Source organism: Candidatus Limnocylindrales bacterium, assembly GCA_035571835.1.
GTDB lineage: Bacteria > Desulfobacterota > Binatia > UBA1149 > CAITLU01 > DATNBU01.
Genome location: DATNBU010000024.1, coordinates 127,915 through 148,171, shown reverse-complemented (window position 1 = coordinate 148,171; position 20,257 = coordinate 127,915). Strand labels below are relative to the sequence as shown.

Here is a 20,257-nt window from a genome sequence, read left to right as displayed (position 1 = left end):
CGGCTTCCCGCGCGCGACGCGAGTTCTTCTGCGGACGTCGTGCGCGATGCGCTCTCGACGCATCTGCTCACGATCCTCGCCTCCGCACGACGACCGTCCTCGACCGTCGAACAACTCACGCGTGCGACCGGCATGGAGTCCGGCGACATCGCCGCGTCGCTCGACGCGCTCGAACGAAGCGGCGACGTCGTGCGCATGCCGAAACACAAGTGGGCGCTCGCTGAGCGGTCGGGGATGCTGACAGGCCGGGTCAAAGTCGAACGCTCGGGGCGGGCGCTCGTGATCCTCGACGTGCCGGACGCTCCGCTGGTCGTCGAACGCGGCGCGCTCCGGCCGGCGATGAACGGCGACCGCGTGCTCGTCGAGCCGATGCGTTATGCGCGCGGCGGTCTTCACCACGCACGCATCCATCGCGTGCTCGAGCGCAGGCACCAGACGATCGTCGGCGTGGCTTCGCCGATCGCGAGACGGCGCCTGCTGCCGCTCGACGATCGCATCGGCCCGTACATCGTCGTGCTCTCGGACGACAGCGACGAAGCGCCGCCGAAGATGGCGGTCGCCGCCACAATCCTCGAGTACCCGACTTCGCACCGCGACCTCGTCGTGCGCGTCGACCGCGTCCTCGGCGAAGTCGGCAAGCTCGCCACCGAAATCCAGGCGGCGTGCCTGCTGCGCGAGATCGACGAAGAATTTTCCGAAGAGGTCACTGCCGAGGCCGCTGCGTTCGCGGAACCGCACGAATCCGACCTCGAAGGCCGCACCGACCTCCGCTCGATGCTGACCGTGACGGTCGATCCCGTCGATGCGAAGGACCACGACGACGCGGTCGCGATCGAACCGGGCGAAGACGGCGGCTGGCGCCTCGTCGTGTCGATCGCCGACGTGTCGCATTACGTGCGACCCGGAACGCGGCTCGACAGCGAAGCCTACGAGCGCTCGACCAGCGTCTACTTTCCCGGCTGCTCGATCCCGATGCTGCCCGAGCGGCTGTCGGGCGATCTCGCCAGCCTGCATCCCGGCGTCGACCGCCTGACGGTATCGGTGTTCCTCGACATCGATGCGCGCGGCAATGTCGTCGATGCGTCGTTTGCGCGCTCGGTCATCCACAGCTTCGCGTCGCTCACGTACGAGCAGGTGCAGACGGTTCTCGACGAGGAAGGCTTTCGCCCGGCGAGCACGCGCGACGACGAGAGCGATGACGCCGCGGCAGTCGATGCAGCCGAAGACAGCGCCGGGCTTCGTGCCGCCGTCGAGCTCGATGTGCATTCGCTGCCGGCGCCGACGCGTACCGCTCTCGTTTCGATGGCCGAGTGCGCCGATGCGCTGCATCGCCGCCGCATGAAGCGCGGTGCCATCGACATGGATCTTCCCGAAGCCGTCATCGAGCTCGACGAGACCGGCGAGGTCCGCGGCATTCACCGGCGCCCGCGACGCTTTGCGCACCGTCTCGTCGAGGAATTCATGCTGGCCGCGAACGAAGCCGTCGCCGAGCGCATCGACAAGGCCGGAGCGCCGTTCCTGTATCGCATTCACGAGCGGCCCGACGACGAAGCCCTGACGGAGCTGGCCACACGCGTTCGCGCGCTCGGCCTGCGGCTCGAACGCGACGGCGGGCTGGTCACGCCGAAAATGTTCCAGAAGCTGCTGGCCGGCGCCGTCGGCCGGCCCGAAGCCCGCCAGATCAACAACATGGTGCTGCGTACGATGACGCGCGCACGCTACTCGGCCGACAAGGAAATCCACTTCGGCCTCGCGAGCCGCTGCTACACGCATTTCACGTCGCCGATCCGGCGCTATCCGGACATCATCGCGCACCGCGCGCTGCTCGCGGTCGAAGCGTCGCGCGCCAGGTCCGGAAAACGCGCGCCCGAAGCGTCGTCCACCGAAACCGGGGCGACGATCCCTGATTTCGAAGCCGAGGCATCGCTTGCGCGGAAACGTGCAGGCCTGCAAGCCCTTCCGTCGCACGAAGCCCTCGGCCCGGCGGGTGAGCACACCTCTTCGCGCGAACGCCGCGCAATGGATGCCGAGCGCGACGTCGTGCAGGCGGCGGGCGTGCTCTACATGATGAGGCACGTCGGCCGCCGGCTCGACGGAACCGTAAGCGGTGTCGATCGCTGGGGCTTCTGGGTCGAGCTCGACGTCGCGTTCGTCGAAGGCTTCGTGCACATCGGCAAGCTGCGCGAATACTTCGATTACGTTGCCGAGCGCATGGAGCTGCAGAGCCGCGTTTCCTCCGCGGTGATCCACATCGGACAGCGCGTCAAAGTGCGGGTGGCGTCGGTCGATCTTGCCGCTCGGCGAATCGAGCTCGAGCCGGCGTGATCGGTCACCCGCGAGGGAAGCGATTGGACGCCGAAGCTACGCCTCGCGGGAGCCTTGTCAGGCCGGAGCGAGTGCGGCGTCGGTCGCGACCGGTTCGCTTTTTTCTCCCTCGCCGCTCGCCTCGTGTTCCTTCGTCATCCTGGACAAGCCTTTGTATTCACGGAGCTGGGCGTCCGTCGGCGGCCACGCCTGCGGAAACGCGCGGACAAACCGCGCGAACGACTGCCGGAATACCGAATCGGTCACCTGGGAAACCTGATCCTCGAGCGCGTCGGACGTGCTCGGTAGCGAAGCCACCGCAACCTCCATCATGCCAAGCGTGACGAGCAGCTCGTCCGAAATCTCGACCTCCGGCTGATCGTCATCGTACTTGTTTCCGAACCAGTCATCGAGGCGGTCCGCTTCGACCTTTTCTCTGCGCACGCGCATCGCCTGAAAACGCAGCCGGTTTTGGTGCTTCTTGATCGCGCGCAACGCCGGGTCGAGCGCAAAGACTGCAGGGTGCCAGATCGACATGGCATCGAGAAAATCCTTCGAATCCTCGACCATATCTTCCGTGGCGAGTGCGGAGCGACGCAGCATCAGTAAAACGAGAATGAGCACGCAGAGAATCGGCACGATCCATGTCTGCAGAAAGCTGGATCGTGCGAGCGCTGCTGCGCTGACGGCGTTGGGTTTCACCTTGGTCGGATCCGCGATGATGTTCTTCTCTGGCGGCGACGGACTGACAACGTATGGAGAAGGCGTCGAATCATCGTCGGAAGTTGTCGTCTTGTCTGACGAACCTGCCGGCTTCGACGAATGGTCGGTAGGAGCGGACTGTTTCACCGGTGGGGATCCGAGGGTGTCGGTGATCAGAAATGCTGTGAACAGCACGGCAATGGGCAACGCCGCCGCCTCCGGGGCAAAGCGGATGGCGCGGCGGATACGCTCCGGCCACGGCGAGTACGGCTTGCCGGGCTCTTTTGCAGGATCTGTCAGCGCTCCTATGGCCAAGGCGAGCGTCGCCTCGACGCTCGCTTCGGGAACACGGATCGTCATGTTGAACAGTTTCTCGAGATATTTTTCTGCATATGAAGAGTCTTTGTCCTCTTTGGCTGCGATGTTGACGCGGACCTTCACACGCTCGCGATCAATGCCGAGGATCACAAAACAATCCCCCGCGGTAGCGAGGAAGTTGACCGCTTCGAGCACCCGCATCACCTGCTCTTCAGAGCATCGGTCGAGATCGTCGATGAAGATGACAAGTCCGGCACCGGTGCGCGATTGCAGGGCACGGCACGTATCGTGAAACTCCCGTGCGAAACGATAGTGAAAACTGAGCTTTTCGCTGTAATCCATCACCCGCGAATTCCTGGACATCGTAGCCAGCAAGGACACCGGATCGGCGTTGAGCGCCTTGAACGGGACGATCAATTGCTCTGCGATTTTCAGAACGACGGTGAGCGTTCCGAGACCGCCGCCGATTGTGACGAGGGCCGTGAGCAGAGTCTCCGACAGCGACTTGTTCTTGTCCGCGATCTGTTCTCTGCCCCAGGTCCACCAATTGCTCACTCGATCACCGAGATCGGGCAGCCATTGGTGAAAGACGTACCAGCAGGCAGCTATGGACAAGACGACCGCGAGCAGTCCCCAGACTTCCCGCTCGATTCGGAACCAGATGAGGCGGACGTGAAAGCGAATCCCTGACAGTTGCCAGAACGGAGGGATGGCTTGGGAACGGATGTTCTCGAACAGCGCCGCGAAAAGCTGCTCGTCGTTCTGCTGGTGCCAGGCATTGAACCAGACGGAGCGCTCGCCACGTCGCTGCAGGCGCTCGCGAACCAGATTCATCAGCGAGCTCTTGCCGGTGCCCCACTTTCCTTCGATGGCAACAGTGAGAGGTGCAATGGTGGACGGGTTACGCAAAAATCGTTCGATCGCCAGCGAAAGATCCTTCAGGCCGGCAACGTCCGGATCGTCGAGTGTGATGGGTCTGTCCGGAGTAGCGCGTCCGACGATTGCCGAAACCAATGAGAGGTCGGGAATGCGGCGGTACGCTTCGAATGTACCGTACAGCAGGAGCATCAACAGCGGCAGGGCGACGTACAGAATCCACGGTGGCGGAAGCTTCCTGTATTGGAGTTGCACCCAGGTCTGCCCGCCGTCGGTCGATTGGAAGAGCGCGGGGCGGCGCGACTCATCGTCGCCGGCGGCTTTCTCACCGTCCTGGTTCCATCCCGAGGAAAGCCACGCGACGCTGCCCTCGGCGTCTTGCTGAACGTAAAAGGACTGCGGTACGAAGGGGAACGGCTGCGTCGACAGCTTGGCTGCCAGCGACGGGCCCGGCTTGCGCTTCGCACTTTCGAACTCGCTTTTCATCTGCTCGATGGAACGAACGAACTCGACCTTTCCGGTGAAAGGCACTGACGCCGCGTAGTCTGCGGCACTCATTCGCGCGAGCCGTCTCTGGCTATCGAAGAACAGGATGTAGTAGGTAGACCCGTCGACCCAAAAATCGTGCCGGCTGTCGAGGACCGACCGGCATCCGATCTGCACCGAGGGATGAGACTGGGAGCAAAGCCACAGTTCTGGCTCTACGGCGATTTCATTTCTGTACGCCGTATCGAAGTACGTCTCGCCCGGCGATAGTCTGGCCCAGGTTTCGCCGCCGTCAGCGGAGGCCATGAGATACCTTTCGCCGGAACCAACGATCGATGCCTCGGCGTTCCTTCCGTCGCCGGAGATGAAAAGCGAAAAGATCTTGTCGCTTTCACCACCGATCACATGACGAACGCGATTCACGTCGGGATTCGGTGGACTGCCGGCCGCTGCGTTCGTACGAATCGTCACCGAATTGTTCTGATTTGCCAACAGGCAGCGGCTGCCGTCGAATGAACAGGCGGCGGTCGAAGAGAACGTAAGCTTTTGCGGATCGAGGCCAGACGTCGGACGCGGCGGCGGGGTGGCGTTCTCACCTTTCGCTCCGGGCGCAATCGTCGCATCAATTTCTGCGGGGCGAGGATCGGGCTCTGCCGGGTTTTCTCGTGGCGCCAGCCCCGGAAGAGATACCGGGGCTGTTGGGGAGTACGACTTCACGGCCGGCTTGGCCGGATCCGGACCCTGCTGTGGCGTTTTCTCTTGTTCCGGACGACCTTGCTGTTCCTGCTGCTTCGATTGCGCGTCTATTCGGCGTTTTTCCTCCAAGTCCCTCTCGCGCTGCAGACTCTTCTCTTCGGAGGAGGAGGGACCGGCATCGAACGCGAAGCTGGGTGTAACGAAGGAAAAAGAGTTGGAGAACAACGACGCAACGTTGCGTGGTTCTTCCACCGACGGATCCTCGACGTTGATCCAGTCGGTGCGCAGCGGCCGGAACGTCAGAGTGCCGTGCGGACCGATTGGAACGACGGTCATGTTCTGCATTGCTCGATCTGGCTGCCAATAGAAAAGCCAGTCATGCCAGGAAGGATTGGGCTCGAAAGGATCGGGCCGGATCGAATTCTTGAAAAGGCCGGCTGAGATGACGCCGGTAAGCAGCGCAGCCACTATCCCCAGAATCTGGAATACTCGAAAGGCTCGCATCACGTCGCCTTCGGAACGTAGCCGAAGCCGGCTTTTCTTCGTTGTGGGTGCTGCCATCGTCCCCTCCATCGCGGCGAGGGTCCGCGTATCCGCCGCTCGTAGCTTCGAAAGGGTGGAGTCTTAGTGTCCAGGACGCTGGGAGTCCAGTGCCAGGTCCATTCGTGGCCAGCTTGAACGCGCGGCAGGTGATGCCGCTCACGCCGCAAACGATAGACGTTCGACACGCTTCTTTCGAGACACAGGACACCGCCCCGTTTCGATCCGCCTCAGAGTAAGTTCACACCCGGCGGTGGACACATGTCGAGCCAGGCTTTCGGCGACGTCGGCAGCGACGCATCCGGTCGGACCACGAGCGCCGCTGCTAGTGGAGGAACGCCGATGCACGATCCTGCGGATTGCGCTCGTCCGCGATGGAGTGATCCCCCAGCGGCTTGCGCGCTCGTCCTGAAATGCGTCGCTGCTGCGAGGATCGCATCTCCGCGTACACAACGACAGCTTCGGTGCGAAACGGTCGCATCGGTTCGCGCTACGCGCGAATGCGTGTGATGCGCGGAAACGGCCTGATTTGACGCTTCTCATCGCTGCCGCCATCCGACGGGCGCGCCTCGCAACGCATCGTTCGTACAAAACAATGACGCGCTGCACGCGACGGTGCTCTCTTCCCTGACTGCGATCAGAGTGCGCGAGTCATATTGGTCGTCTTCTCGTTTCGTGTCGTCATTCCCACTCGAAACAAGCGGGACGGCGCCTGAAAGAAGCATCGGAAATGTTCTTCGATTTGTGCACCGGCCCGGATGGAGCGGACCGAAGTTTGAACGCGTTCGCCCGAACACCGGCAACCTGGAGGGTTGCCGACGGCAGCGTGAGCGTTGCCCAGAGGAGATCCTGACCATGGCGACCTCGCCGAAAGACATCCTGTGTTTCTCTCACCTGCGCTGGAATTTCGTGTTCCAGAGGCCGCAACACCTGCTGAGCCGGTGGGCCAGAGAGCACCGTGTTTTTTATATCGAGGAGCCGCAGACACGCGCATCCGAGATTGCCGCACTCAAGATCGAACGTTCCCCGGAAGGCGTCCACGTCGTAACGCCGCAGATCCCGGAATCGTTTTCAGAAAACCTTGCGACCACGCTCAAAGGCCTGATCGCCGAGATGCTCATCGAGCATCGCATCGAAGAGTACGTGAGCTGGTACTACACGCCGCTCGCCCTCGCCTTCACCGACCACCTCCAACCACGCGCGATCGTGTACGACTGCATGGACGAGCTTTCCGCATTCCGCGGCGCGTCGAGCGAGTTGAAGGAGCGCGAGCGCGAGTTGTGCAACCGGGCGGATCTCGTCTTTACCGGCGGGCAGAGTCTCTACGAATCCAAACGCTTCCTGCACCATTCGGTACGCGCGTTCCCGAGCGCCGTCGACGTCGCGCATTTCGCCGAGGCTCGCACGATCCGCGACGAACCGACGGACCAGGCCGGCATCCCGCATCCCCGTCTCGGCTTTTTCGGGGTGATCGACGAACGCATGGACCTCGAGCTCGTGGCACAGCTCGCCGAGCGCCGCCCGGACTGGCACATCGTCCTCGTCGGCCCGATCGTAAAGATCGATCCGTCCGAAGTTCCGAGCGCGCCGAACATCCACTGCCTCGGCGGGAAGTCCTATGACGAGCTCCCGCATTATCTGGCCGGCTGGGACGTCGCGATTCTTCCGTTCGCGCGCAACGCATCGACACGCTTCATCAGCCCGACCAAGACTCCGGAGTATCTCGCCGGCGGCAAGCCGGTAGTCTCGACGTCGATCCGCGACGTCGTGCGGCCTTACGGAGAGCTCGGTCTCGCGGAGATTGCCGACGATCCGCACCACTTCGAGGAAGCCGTCGAGTACCTTTTGTCGACCGACCATAGAGCACGCCAGGCCACGGCGGATGAATTCCTGAAAACGATTTCGTGGGACAAGACGTGGGCATCGATGAAAGAGCTCGTCGATGCGGCCTGCGCCAAAGGCGCGCCGCCGCCGGAATCCCAGCGAGGCCGCCGCACGGATGGCCGGCCGCAGACCGGTCAGGCAACCGACGCAGCGCGATCTCTCCACCGTTCGCAGAGAAGCCCGGGGCTCGACGGCAGGTCCGGTGCGCGCGCGCTTCGCCGTGCGCGGCCGCACTTCGATGCGCTCGTCGTCGGCGCGGGCTTTGCGGGAAGCGTCTGCGCCGAGCGTCTTGCGTCGGCGGGCGGGAAGAAGATTCTCCTTTGCGACGTCCGCCCGCACATCGGCGGCAATGCGTACGACCATCCGAACGACGACGGAATTCTCGTCCACCGCTACGGCCCGCACATCTTTCACACGAACTCTGCCGACGTTTTCCAGTACCTGTCGCAGTTCACCAGATGGCGCCCGTACGAGCACCGCGTGCTCGCGCACATCGACTCGAAGCTGTTGCCGATCCCGATCAATCTCGACAGCGTCAACGGTCTTTACGGCTGGAACCTCGATTCCGACGGCGTCGAGGCGTTCTTCCGGCGTGTCGCCGAGCCTCGCGAAAAGATCACGACGTCCGAGGACGTGATCATCAGCAAGGTCGGCCGCGAGCTCTACGAGAAATTCTTCCGCTACTATACCCGCAAGCAATGGGGCCTCGACCCGAGCGAGCTCGACTCGTCCGTGATCGCACGCATTCCGGTGCGCACCGATCGCGACGACCGCTATTTCACCGACACGTTCCAGGCGATGCCGGCCGGTGGAATGACGGCGATGTTCGAGAACATCGTCGACCATCCGAACATCACGGTCGAGGTCGGCGTGGACTACCGGACGCTTTCCGAACGGGTCAGCTACGACGAGATCGTCTATACCGGTCCCATCGACGAGTTCTTCGGCAGCTGTTACGGCAAGCTTCCGTATCGCGCGCTCGAGTTCCGCCACGAGACGCTCGACAAGCCTCGGCATCAGCCGGTGGCCGTCATCAACTACCCGAACGACCACGACTACACGCGCGTCACGGAGTTCAAGCATCTGACAGGCCAGACGCACGCGAAGACGGCGATCGTCTACGAGTATCCGCGCGCCGAAGGTGATCCGTACTACCCGATTCCGCGGCCGGAAAACGCGAAGCTGTACAGGCGATACGAGCTGCTCGCGCAGGCGACCAGGCACGTGCACTTCTGCGGCCGGCTGGCGACGTACAAGTACTACAACATGGACCAGGTCGTCGCGCAGGCTCTTACGGTCTCGTCGCGCATGCTTGGCGTGGTGCGCAAACAGCTTCTTGCCAATGCGAGCTGACAGCCGGATTCCGACCGCCGGCCCGATCCAGCTGTGGGCCGGCGTCGAATGCACCGTGAACCGCATCGGTGACCGGTGGCTGAACCAGATTGCGCGCTCCGGGCACGACACCAGGGAAACCGATCTCGACGTCATCGCGGCGCTCGGTGTGACGGCGCTGCGCCAGCCTGTGCTCTGGGAGCTCGTGGCGCCGGACGGAAACCTCGCCGCAGCGGACTGGAGCTGGACCGATCGCAGGCTCGAGCGTCTTCGCGAGCTCGGCGTGCGGCCGATCGTCGGTCTCCTCCACCACGGCAGCGGGCCGGGTCATACCAGCCTGCTCGATCCGATGTTTCCGGCGAAGCTCGCCGCCTTCGCCGCGGCTGTCGGCGAGAGATACCCGTGGGTCGACGCGTACACGCCGATCAACGAGCCCCTGACGACGGCGAGATTCAGCGCGCTCTACGGACTGTGGTACCCGCACTCGAAGGATCCGGCCTCGTTCGCGCGCGCTCTCGTGCACCAGATTCGTGGCATCGCGTTGTCGATGCGCGCAATCCGCGAGATTCATCCGTCTGCGCGCCTGGTTCAGACCGAAGATCTCGGCACGATCTCGAGCACCGCCGCACTCCGGTACCAGGCCGACTTCGAGAACGAGCGCCGTTGGCTCAGCTACGACCTTCTGTTCGGACGCTTCGGATGCGAACATCCGATCCGCTGGATTCTCGATGATGTCGATCCTCGCGTGCTCGAGCAGCTCCAGGCCGAACCGTGCCCGCCAGACGTCGTCGGCCTCAACTACTACGTCACCAGTGACCGTCATCTCGACGAGCGGCTCGACCGCTACCCGGCGCATCTCCACGGTGGCAACGGCCGGCATCGCTACGCCGACATCGAAGCGGTACGCGTCGCCGACTCCGCGATCGCCGGACATGCACGGACCCTGCAGCTTGCGTGGGAGCGCTACGGCCGGCCGGTGGCGCTGACCGAAGTGCACATGGACGGCACGCGCGCCGACCAGCTGCGCTGGCTCGACGAGGCATGGAGCGGCGCGAATGTTGCGCGCAGCGCGGGTGCCGACGTCGTCGCGGTCACCGCGTGGGCGCTCTTCGGCTCGTTCGACTGGAACTCGCTCGTCACGCGCGACGACGGATACTACGAATCCGGAGCGTTCGACCTGCGCAACCCCGGCCGGATGCCTCGTGCGACAGCGCTCGTCGACATGCTGTCGGCGCTCGGCCGCGGACAGAGGTTCGAGCACCCACTGCTTGCGCAGCACGGATGGTGGCGGCGAGCATCGCGGGTCATCGCGTTCGGCGAAACCGAGCGCGCGCTTCAGGAGGATTCCCCGCTCGCTCAAGTCGATGGTGATTGCGAGCTCGCCACACGCGAATGCGCAGCGCGCGACGATTTCCCGCTGGCCGGCACCGAGCGCGCGCGGCGCGACGCCCAGCCGCTCCTGATCACCGGGCGTACCGGAACGCTCGGCAGCGCCTTTGCACGCCTGTGCGAGCATCACGGCATCGCCACAGTCGTGCTCGGGCGCGAGGAGCTCGACATCGCCGACATCCGCTCGGTGCGGCGGACGTTCGAACGCTACCAGCCATGGGCCGTCGTCAATGCCGCTGGCTATGTGCGCGTCGACGACGCCGAACGCGACCTGGCCCGCTGCTTCCGCGAGAACGTCGAAGGTCCGGCCAACCTCGCCGAGGTGTGCCGCCTCTACGGCGCGAGGTTTCTTACGTTCTCGAGCGACCTCGTCTTTGGCGGAGAGAAGATTTCGCCGTATGTCGAGCGCGACGCGCCGGCGCCGCTGAATGCCTACGGCCGCAGCAAGGCCGAAGCCGAAAGGCGCGTGCTTTGCGTGCTGCCGTCGGCGCTGGTCATCCGGACGAGCGCGTTCTTCGGCCCGTGGGACGATTACAATTTCCTTGCGAATGCGCTCACGCAGTGGCGATGCGGAAATCCGGTCGAGGCCGACGATTCCCAGATGGTGACGCCGACGTACGTGCCGAGCCTGGTCGCGGTCTGTCTCGACCTGCTCGTCGATGGTGAAAGTGGCCTCTGGCACATCTCGAACCCGGATCCCGTAACATGGAAGGATCTCGCCGCGACGCTGGCCGATCTGACCGGGCACCCACGAGACATGATCGTTGCGCCTCGCATTCGCCCGTGCGTGGCGAGGCGTCCGCGCTACAGCGCGCTCGCCAGCGAACGCGGCACGTTCCTTCCGAGTCTCGAAGTGTGCCTGCAGCGCTTTCTCGACGAGCGCACGCGCGAAGATTTCGCCGCGCGCGCCTTGGCGGCCTGCTGAAAAGACTGCATGGTACGGTAAGGATCGCCTCGCGCACTCCGTGCGTCTCGCATGGTGCGCATTCGTGCGCGAGTGGGGTTCGCATGACCAGGTTCGGATGACCAGCGAAGAGCTCGACAGATACGGGCGCGGCTACCCGCGGCCGCAGCTCCGGCGCGCCGAATGGCAATCGCTCAACGGCACGTGGGATTTCGCCATCGACGCCACCAGCGCCAGGGGCCGAAGCGACGTCGAGTGGACGCACAAGATCGTCGTTCCGTTCTCTCCGGAAACCGAACGCAGCGGAATCGCGAATACCGGATTTTACGACGCATGCTGGTACCGCACGCGCTTCGCATGCACGCGGCCCGCTCCCGACAAGCGCGTGCTGCTCCACTTCGGCGCCGTCGACTGGCGGTGCACCGTGTGGATCAACGACGTCAAAGTCGGCGAGCACGAAGGCGGATACACGCCGTTTCACTTCGACATCACCGATGCGCTCGTCGAATCCTCAGAGCAGGTGGTCGTCGTGCGCGCCGAAGACGATCCATCTGATCTCGAGAAGCCGCGCGGAAAACAGGACTGGCAGCTCGATCCGCATTCGATCTGGTATCCGCGCACGACCGGCATCTGGCAGACGGTGTGGACCGAGGTCGTACCGGCGGTACGAATCGACCGGCTCGTCTGGACTTCGAGCCTCGAGCGCTGGGAGTGCGGACTGGCCGCCTGGATCCTCTGCGAGGGACCGGATTGCGGCCTCAAGGTGAGCGTATCGCTTGCGTGCGGCGACAAGCTGCTCGCGCGCGATGTCTACGAGGTCGTCTCGAAAGAGGTTCATCGCCGCATGGCGTTCTCCGACCCCGGCATCGACGACTTTCGTAACGAGCTGCTGTGGAGCCCGCGCAACCCGCGGCTGCTCGAGGCCGAGATCCGGCTGCTGTCGCCGGCAGGCGAGACGATCGATCTCATCCGCTCGTATACGGCGCTGCGGGCCGTATCGCTCGAAGGCGACCGTTTCGTGCTCAACGGTCGTCCGTACTTTCTGCGCATGGCTCTCGACCAGGGATACTGGCCGGATTCCGGACTGACAGCTCCGGACGACAACGCGTTCGTCCGCGACATCCGCCTGGCGCGCGCGATGGGTTTCAACGGCGTGCGCAAGCATCAGAAGGTGGAAGATCCACGTTTTCTCTACTGGGCCGACCGGCTCGGGATCCTCGTGTGGGAAGAAATGCCGAGCGCCTATCGCTTCACGCGAACGGCGATCACGCGACTGACGCGCGAATGGGAGCGGGTTCTTGCCAGGGATCAATCCCACCCGTGCATCGTCGCGTGGGTTCCGATCAACGAGTCGTGGGGCGTGCCAAACCTTCCGCAGAGCGCCGTCGAGCGGCATTACGTCGAGGCGCTCTATCACCTGACCAAGACGTTCGACGCCACGCGGCCGGTCGTCGGCAACGACGGCTGGGAAAGCGTCGCGACCGACATCGTCGGCGTGCACGACTACGAATCGAATCCCGAGCGCCTGCGGCACCGCTATCATGGCGACCGCATGTTGCCGCACGTGCTGCATCAGGAGCGTCCCGGCGGACGCCGCCTCGTGGTCGGAGAACGCCCGCACGCCGACCATCCGGTGGTGCTGTCGGAGTTCGGCGGCGTGAAACTCTCGCGCGATCCTTCGACATGGGGCTATTCGACGAGTGGAGACTCCGAAGAGCTCGCCAGGCTCTACGAACGATTGATGGAGGCGGTTCGTTCGCTCGGGATGCTGGCGGGCTTCTGCTACACGCAATTCACCGACACGTATCAGGAAGCCAACGGGCTGCTCGACGCGCACCGCAATCCCAAGTTTCCGATCGCGCGCATCCGTGCCGCGACCATCGGTCCGCCCGGAGAAGCACCGATCTGGTTCGAAAACGCGCTCGAGGAGCGCGCGATCGACGACAACGGGAATTCGTCGCAGGAATGACTTGCGCGCGGCGACCCGTCGCACCCGCACTCGTTCAGAGCAACTCGTTGATCATGTAAACCGCGTGGTCATGCAGCTTGTGGAGCAACCCGCGCCGTGACCAGGTCTCGAGATCGATCTCGCTGCTCAGCGGCTCGTACTTCTCGAACACCGAATCGATCTTGCCGGCGGTGGCTGCATCGCAGATGCCGAGCGTCAGCTCGTCGTTGGTTTCGAACGATCGGTCGTCGAAGTTGCTGGAGCCGACCGCCGCCCATACGCCGTCCACGGTCATCACCTTCTGGTGCAGCAATGTGTCGGGATATTCGAACAGCCGCACGCCGCAGCGCAGGAGCTTCTCGAAGTTGCGGTGTCCGGCGTGCTGGACCATCGGGTTGTCCGAGCCGCTGGTCGCCGGCATCAGCACGCGCACGTCGACTCCGCGCTTCACTGCTTCTCCAAACGCGTCGATCGCCTCGGGCTCGGGGATGAAATACGGATTCTGGATCCAGATGCGCTTTCGCGCGAGGCAGATGACCGTGTGATGCAGGATCTTGACCGCCGGCGCCGATCCTCCGGGCTTGGAGTAGGCAGCATGGATCAGCACGTCGCCGGCCGCTTCGAGCTTCGGGAACACGTCGTCGCCCACGAACAGCTCGCCGGTCTCGCCGGCCCAGTTCTCGCTGAACGCCGCCTGCACGCTGTGCACGATCGGGCCGTGCAGATGCACGCTGATATCCGAGTAGTGATCCTTGTCTTCGGCATTGCCGAGCCAGTGGTCGACGATGCAGTGGCCGCCGACGAACGCCTCGCAACCGTCGATGACGACGAGCTTGCGGTGATCGCGGTCGTTGATGACGCCGATGTTGCGGATCGACTTCTCGTGAAAGCGCGCGACGCGGCAGCCCGACAGCTCCATCTGCGTCACGGCGGCTTTGCCTATTCCACTGGAGCCGATGGCATCGACGAGCACTCGCACCTGGACGCCGGATCGCGCGCGCTCCGACAGCGCGTCCGCAACACGCCGGCCGAGTTCGCCTTCTTTCCACAGAAAGGTTTCGAGATGAACGGAGCGTTTCGCCGACCGGATCCGTTCCAGCAGCACGCCGAAGTAGGCGCCGTTTTCGAGCACGGCAACGCTGTTGCCTGCGACGGGGGTGCTCAGCGTCAAACCGGCCAGCGACGGAATGAGCTCATCGATCGGCGATCCGCACTCGATGTCGAGCTCCGGGCTGAGATGGCGCCGCACCGACCACACGACGAGCACGAGGATCACCGACAGCAGGCAGAACGCGACCGCAGCGTACAGGGCCACTTCGTCGGATGTCGGCACGCTCATCGGCCGCGGCTCCCGACCGATCCACTGTTCGAACGATGCATCGGCGTAAGTGAAGCATGGTTTTCCGATGGTAGCGGGACGTGCGGCGTACTTTTCTTGCGCGCCCCCGTTGCGCCGGCGCTGCGTTGGAGTGCGTCACTGCCACGATCGCGGAATCGCTCGCGAGCCGCCAAAAACCCGCGTGTAAGCACCGTCCCGGTCGCGTAGAGTGATGACCAGGGGACGATTCGATCACGATGATCCGATCGAGATTGCTTACGACAGCTGCCGCGAGGCTCGGCGTTCTGATGCTTGCTGTGCTCGCGACTCAGGCGGGGATCAACCGCGCGGGCAGCGCAAGTATCGATTCCGCTGGGCGCGTCGCTCGTGACAACGCGGCAGGCGCGTGGTCGCTCGACCCGCCGATTGCATCATCTATTGCCGTTCAGTTTTCCCACGGCGTGCGCGTGGTCACCTACAATATCCACAGCGGGCTGGGCCCCGCGTTTTCGCTATGGCAGTCGCGCGCGGCCGTGGAGCGCAACCTGCGCGAGATCGCCGGCGACATCCTGGGTTCGGCGCCGCGCGGCCATGCCGTCGACGTCGTGGCACTGAATGAAGTCGATTTCGGCTCGCGACGAAGCGGCTGGATCGATGAAGCCGCTTTTGTCGCGGACGAACTGAAGCAGCGCAGCGGCGAAGTCTACGACATCGTGCGCGGCCAGACGTGGGAGCGGAATTTTCCCGGCCGCGAGGTCCGCTTCGGCAACGCGCTGCTGGTGCGGCTGCCGATCCTCGCGGCGAGCGAATGCCTTCTCAGCGCTCGCACGTGCGACGGCGCGCCTTCGAATGACGACCTTCCGTCGCTGCGGCCGACCGGTCTCGGGCGGCTGGTGAGCGAAGAGAGAGGCGCCATCAAGGTTACCGTGCTCGCCGGCGGGCAACCGGTGGACGTTGTCGTCACGCACCTCGACGCATTCTCGGAAGATCTGAGAGAACGGCAGGCAACGCACCTGCTGCGCCGCTTCATCGATCCCGCACGCAGCACCATCGTTCTCGGCGATCTCAATGCGGTCGACGCGTCGCTTGCAGGCCGGCGACCTTATTTCCGCGCCGAGCGAACGGTGGACATCCTGACGAGCGGCTCGCTGGCCGATGCCCGGACAACGTACGCCGCCGTCCACGCGCCCCTATCACAGGATTGGGCAACCTATCCGGCCGAGGCTCCTGCGCTGCCGCTGGATGCGGTGCTTGCTTCGCCCGATCTCGTTCCCGAGGAGATGGCCGTCATCGGCCGCGGCGCGTCCGATCATCGCGGGCTCGCCGCCCTGCTCGTGCGGAACGCCGGCGTTACAGCTCCGCTTCCGCCGCGTGCCCCGGCCGAAGCCGCTCGAGACTCATTGCCGCGCGAGACTCCCATAGCTTTGCACCCTGGCGCCGGCTGACAGCGAGCGCGGTCCGGAAACACTCCATCGCCTGCTCGAGCGACTCGCCGCCGCCGCATCGCGTGAGAACCTCGCCGCGCAGCCGGTGCAGCTCCGCCTCGCAGAAGCGCTCGCCGGTGCGCTCGACATGCGAGAATGCGCGCTCGAGAGTCGCCAGCGCGTCGTCGAAACGATCGGCGTGCAGGTATCCTTCGGCAAGCGTCGCGAGCCGCCCGCTTGCGAAGCGCTCGGTGCCGGACTCGTGCGCCGCCGACTGGCTGCGCATCATGCAGCCGAGCCCTTCGTCGGTGCTCCCGCGCTCGACGAGCACCCAGCCCTGCGTCATCAGGCAGAACGTCTGCCAGTACGGAAATCCCTGCTCGGTGCAAAGAGCGACCGCTTCGTCGGCGGCCTGTCCGGCTCCATCCACGTCGCGCGCAAGCTGGCGAACCCATGCGGACTGGGTGAGCGCGTTGGCAAGGAAAAAAGGTTTGCCGAGATCGCGTGCGCGGGCGAGCGCTTCGTCGGCGCGTCTCATGGCCTCGTCGATCTCGCCGAGCGCGACGAGCGCGTTGGCGAGAAAACAGAGGCCCGACACGCGCAGATCGCTTGCGAGCACGAGCTGGTCGCGCTCGCCATGCTCGACGGCTTTTTCGAGGTGTACGCGTGCCGCCTGGATGTCACCGAGGTTGAGCAGCGTCGAGCCGAGCGCCGTGTGCGCGCCGGCGATGAGCAGCGGCATCGGCAGCTTTTCGGCGAGCCGCATGAGCTGCTGGGCAAGCTCGAGTGCCGTCCGGTACTCGGCGCGGATCAGGTAGTAGACCCACACCCCTCCCAGCACGAAGCCGAGCTGCGGCTCTTCGCCGAACTGCTGGCAGATCTCTCGAGCGCGACCGTACGCTTCGCCGACCTGCGGCGCGCCGTAACCGATGACGGCGATCAGCGCGTCGCCGAGCGAAACCTGAAGCTGGAGCTCATAGCGCATTCGCTGCGTGTGCATCTGCTCGTCGGTTTCGGGCATCGAGGCCAGGACCTCGAGGCCGCGTCGCAGATGGACGACCGCTTCGCGAAATGCCGAGCGTTTGGCCGCGCGCTGGCCGGCCCGCAGCCAGTACTGGACGGCCGGTTCCGCAAGACCCGCCGCCGTGTAGTGGTGAGCGAGCAGCTCCGGCTGCGTGAAGACGATGTCGCGGAAGCGATTGGCGAGAGTGTCGGCGACCTGCCGGTGAATCAGCTGGCGGCGGCTTTTGAGCAGCGAGTGGTACGCCGCCTCCTGGACCAGCGCGTGCTTGAAGACATGCGTGGTCGCGCTCTGCGAGTGAATCAGTCCCGCAACGACCAGTCGGTCGAGCGCCTGCTGCAGCGTTGCATCGTCCTTGCCGGAGACCGCCTGCAGCATCTGGTCGCTGAACTCGCGACCGATCACGGCAGCCAGCTGCGCGACCTCCTTGGCAGTTCCGAGCCGGTCGAGACGCTCCATCAGCGAATCCTGCAACGTGGACGGAATCGCCAGTGGCGGAAGCGATCCGGAAAGCGAGAACGTTCCGTTCTTCTCGACGAGCAGTCCCGACTCGAGGACCATCTTGACGAGCTCTTCGATGAACAGCGGCACGCCGTCGGTCTTGGCCACGATCTGCTCGACGACCTCGCGCGGAAGCCCGCGTCCGGATGTCAGCGCGTCCACGATGCGGCCGATGTCGTCGGGCGTCAGACGCGACAGCCGGATCTCGCGCACGTTCGCCCGCACCGCCAGCGGAAACGAGTTCTCCGGCCGGCGCGCGAGCAAGGTCAGGATCGGCAGGTTGTCGATGCGATTGAGCACGAGCCTCAGGATGTCGAGTGACGACGGGTCGGCCCAGTGAAGGTCTTCGACGACGATGACGAGCGGTTGCCGGCTCGCGAGCGCCTGCAGCCATCCGAGCAGCGCATCCGTCGTCAGCCGCTTCTGCAATTCCGCGCTCTGGCCGGCAATCGCGCTCGTCTTCGGCAACGGCAGCGAAAGAAGCGACGCGAAGATCGCTGTTGCCTCGGGTCCGGCCTGTGCGTCGGCCGCCAGCGATTTCCTCAGTTTTTCGAGCCGAACCTCGGGTGAATCTCCGGTCTCGAAGCCGATCTCCTGCTGGATGAGCTGGATGATCGGAAACAGCGCGCTCGACTGCGTGTGGCTGTAGCAGCGGCACACGAGCCAGCGGTGATCCTCTTCGACGGCTTCGCGCGGAGCCTCGGCTTTGCGCGAAACGGCTGCACGGAATGCATGGAGCAGCCTGGATTTTCCGATTCCGGATTCTCCGGAGATCAGGACGACCTGTCCGCGCCCGTTTCTGGCCTGTTCGAAGCGATCGACGAGCACGCCGAGCTCGCGCTCACGACCGGTCAGAGGAGTAAGGCCGGAGGGGGCGGCCTGCTCGAACCCTCCGGCCGCCGCGCTCTCGCCGACCACCCGGAACACTCCGACCGGCGCGCCGATCCCTTTCAGGATGTGCGCGCCGCGGTCTTCGAGGTCGAAGCGGCCTTCGACCAGCCTGCGAGTCGCGTTGCTGACGAGCACTTCGTCGGGTTCGGCGAGCGCCTGGAGCCGCGCCGCGATGTTCGGCGTGTTGCCGACCGCGACGTTCCTGTCGTGCGTCTCGCCTGCGAGGTCGCCGGTCACCACGAGCCCCGTGTGAATGCCGACGTGAACGTAGAGGCGCTCGGCGATCATCGGCAGTCGCTCGTGCAGGCGTGACATCGCACCGACCAGCGCAAGAGCTGCGCGAACGGCGCGCACGGCATCGTCGGCATGCGCGTGCGGATAGCCGAAGTACACCTTGACGGCGTCGCCCGCGTACTGGGCGACGTGGCCGCCGCAGGCACTGACGACCTCGGCGCATGTCTCGCGATATGCGCGCATCACATCGCGCCATTCCTCCGGATCGAGCCGGTGCGCGATCTCGGTCGAAGCGGCAAGGTCACAGAACAGGATGGTGAGCTGGCGACGTTCGCCTTCGCCGCCCGCGGGCGCGCCGGCGGCCGGCGCAGCAAGCGGTGCGCCGCATTCGCCGCAGAAACGGAAGCGGTCCGGGTTGTCGGTTTCGCAGCCGGCGCAGACGGACATGGAACTATCTTGTCGGGGATTGCTCAGGCTGCGGCAAGTCCGCCCGAGGACGGTTGCTGGCGCTCTGCGTCACGCCATCGGTGAAAAAACGAACGGCGGCGGCAACCGTGTGTTGCCGCCGCCGTAACGTGCTTGCGTCCGTAAGCGTGACGGACGGATTCCAGTCGGGAGTGCTGTACGTGACTGCGTACAGCGGCGGGACCCTCCGTCCCCATCTTCCATTGACCAGGAGGCGCTTACTTCACCGTCGCCTTGTACGTGATGCCCAGAGCAAACGTGAAGATGTTGTCCTCGTCGGATTCCGGAGCCACGAGGTACGCGATCTCCGGACCGACTGCCCAGTGTTCCGTGAGGCATGCGTCGAATCCGAAGCCGAAACGGAACACGAAGTCTCCGCTCGGTTCATGCTGGAGATAGCCCAGTCCCGCCAGGAAAAACGGTTGGAACCGCCCGGTCAGCACGTACGGCTTTACATTCGCGGAGGCGCTCCAGCCGTCTTCCTCGTCCGGATTCAGGTCGTGGTAGAAGTTGTAGTCGGCCTCCAGCGCCACGTGCGGATGCAGGCGCCAGCCGGCACGGACACCGACGCCGCCGCTCAATCGGTTGCTGTTGAAACCGTCGTCGATCGCGGCCAGTCCGTCGAGTCCGACGTAGATCGCGTCCTTGGCATAATCCGGCGACCCGGATTCCTGCACCGTGACCGTGGTCTCGGTCGTGGTCTCAGCCGCATATCCCGGTCCACTGACGGCAAACAGGCCCAGGGCGCAGCCGAATAACGCGATGATTTTCCTCATTCTTGTCTCCTTTGTCCGAGAATCGACGCGCTACGGGAGGGGCGTCCCACCGCAGCGATCGCGTCACGATACCGCCCGATCGGACCTCTAGCAACTCAGTCGGCGGGGGCATCGGGCGCTCTGCAGCGCTGTGGCGACCAGCAAACTGAGGACCGCTGCGGCGGCCTCCACCCAAGGCAGGAATCGGAGCTGTCGTGTTTCCCGCTCGATCGACCCTCCGTCGATGGCCTTCTGCTCGTTCGAAGTTA

The 20,257-nt window shown here is 64.5% G+C and carries 9 protein-coding genes; 5 read left to right on the top strand and 4 right to left on the bottom strand.

Annotation, left to right across the window (positions count from 1 at the left end):
- Positions 1 to 39: 39 nt before the first annotated feature.
- A complete protein-coding gene (locus tag VN634_10125) occupies positions 40 to 2,325 on the top strand; it encodes an RNB domain-containing ribonuclease (GenBank protein ID HXC51229.1) in 2,286 nt (761 codons plus the stop codon).
- A 57-nt stretch (positions 2,326 to 2,382) separates the two neighbouring features.
- Here the strand turns inward: VN634_10125 and VN634_10120 are convergent, their stop codons facing one another.
- The gene (locus tag VN634_10120) at positions 2,383 to 5,943 is read right to left on the bottom strand and encodes a P-loop NTPase fold protein (GenBank protein ID HXC51228.1); all 3,561 of its coding nucleotides are present in this window, start codon (positions 5,941 to 5,943) and stop codon (positions 2,383 to 2,385) included.
- 834 nt (positions 5,944 to 6,777) lie between these two features.
- Here VN634_10120 and glf point away from each other — a divergent pair.
- From glf to VN634_10105, 3 genes are all read left to right on the top strand, one after another.
- Positions 6,778 to 9,159 (top strand): UDP-galactopyranose mutase, encoded by a 2,382-nt coding sequence (gene glf / locus VN634_10115; GenBank protein HXC51227.1) that lies wholly within the window; start codon positions 6,778 to 6,780, stop codon positions 9,157 to 9,159.
- On the top strand, positions 9,149 to 11,452 hold the full coding sequence (locus tag VN634_10110; GenBank protein HXC51226.1) for a family 1 glycosylhydrolase: 2,304 nt from the start codon (positions 9,149 to 9,151) through the stop codon (positions 11,450 to 11,452). The genes glf and VN634_10110 overlap by 11 nt, the downstream gene beginning before the upstream one ends.
- A gap of 97 nt (positions 11,453 to 11,549) precedes the next feature.
- Complete coding sequence (locus VN634_10105; GenBank protein HXC51225.1) at positions 11,550 to 13,400, top strand: glycoside hydrolase family 2 TIM barrel-domain containing protein; 1,851 nt, start codon at positions 11,550 to 11,552, stop codon at positions 13,398 to 13,400.
- A 34-nt stretch (positions 13,401 to 13,434) separates the two neighbouring features.
- On the opposite strand, the gene VN634_10100 is transcribed toward VN634_10105, so the two are convergent.
- Entirely contained in the window at positions 13,435 to 14,718 is a 1,284-nt protein-coding gene (locus VN634_10100) for a phospholipase D-like domain-containing protein (GenBank protein ID HXC51224.1), read from the bottom strand.
- 236 nt (positions 14,719 to 14,954) lie between these two features.
- Here VN634_10100 and VN634_10095 point away from each other — a divergent pair, with 236 nt between their 5' ends.
- Entirely contained in the window at positions 14,955 to 16,142 is a 1,188-nt protein-coding gene (locus VN634_10095) for an endonuclease/exonuclease/phosphatase family protein (GenBank protein ID HXC51223.1), read from the top strand.
- Here the strand turns inward: VN634_10095 and VN634_10090 are convergent.
- Together VN634_10090 and VN634_10085 are read right to left on the bottom strand one after the other, a co-directional pair.
- Complete coding sequence (locus VN634_10090) at positions 16,048 to 19,215, bottom strand: AAA family ATPase (protein HXC51222.1); 3,168 nt, start codon at positions 19,213 to 19,215, stop codon at positions 16,048 to 16,050. The genes VN634_10095 and VN634_10090 overlap by 95 nt on opposite strands.
- Positions 19,216 to 19,451: 236 nt before the next feature.
- Positions 19,452 to 20,009, bottom strand: a complete 558-nt coding sequence (locus VN634_10085; protein ID HXC51221.1) for an outer membrane beta-barrel protein — start codon at positions 20,007 to 20,009, stop codon at positions 19,452 to 19,454.
- Positions 20,010 to 20,257: the final 248 nt, after the last annotated feature.